The following is a 609-nucleotide window of genomic DNA, read 5'->3' as shown; positions in this document are numbered from 1 at the left end:
TTCCAGCACTGGTCAGGTACCGGGAGGACATGGCCGAGGGGTTGACGACGCACGCCCCGGATGAGGTGTTCAAGGCTCAGGCGTTGGCGGCCCGGATGGTCGCGAAACCGGGCGACAAGTTCATTCTCGGCAAACCGGCTGAGCATTTGAAGATCGATGTGGTGATGGCTGACGTGCTGGCGCACGAGGCTGCCGCGGATATGGCGGCGGCCGGTTGGTCGACCGAAGCCAAGGAAACGATTTTCTTCCTATGAGTCGCGAAAGGGGTGGCTGCGTGTGCTGAGTGTTGACGAGCTGCAAACTCTTGACCGGCTGTACCTCGACCTACGTTCCCATCGTGATTCTGACGACATGCTGCTGTCCTACTACGACACGGAGCATGCCTTCACGCATATCGGGTTGGCGTTGCCGCCTGAGTATCGCCGCGAGTATGACGTGATCACGTCGGGGGCGGCTGTGGTGGTGGACTCTGTGGTTGATCGCCAGCAGATGCGCGCCCTCGTGCTCCCCGGCGAAGAGAAGGCCGATGACCGGTTGCGCGCTATCTGGGATGCGTCGAACGGCGACGTGCAGCTTGCGATGTTCAATCGCTGTCTCTTATACACATCT

Annotated in this window: 2 protein-coding genes; both read left to right on the top strand. The window is 60.4% G+C overall.

Annotated elements, in window-relative coordinates; all coding sequences use genetic code 11:
* Nucleotides 1–254 (top strand): hypothetical protein (locus ACTQ46_RS11145; protein WP_441749896.1); only part of this gene is annotated, 254 nt, incomplete at its 5' end.
* 22 nt (nt 255–276) lie between these two features.
* The coding region (locus ACTQ46_RS11140; protein ID WP_441749895.1) for a hypothetical protein at nt 277–609 on the top strand (333 nt) is incomplete at its 3' end.

The sequence above is a fragment of the Gallicola sp. Sow4_E12 genome, from assembly GCF_052116305.1.
GTDB lineage: Bacteria > Bacillota > Clostridia > Tissierellales > Peptoniphilaceae > JBQKLI01.
The sequence above is the reverse complement of the archived record's forward strand: the minus strand, read 5'-3'. Positions and strand labels throughout refer to the sequence as shown.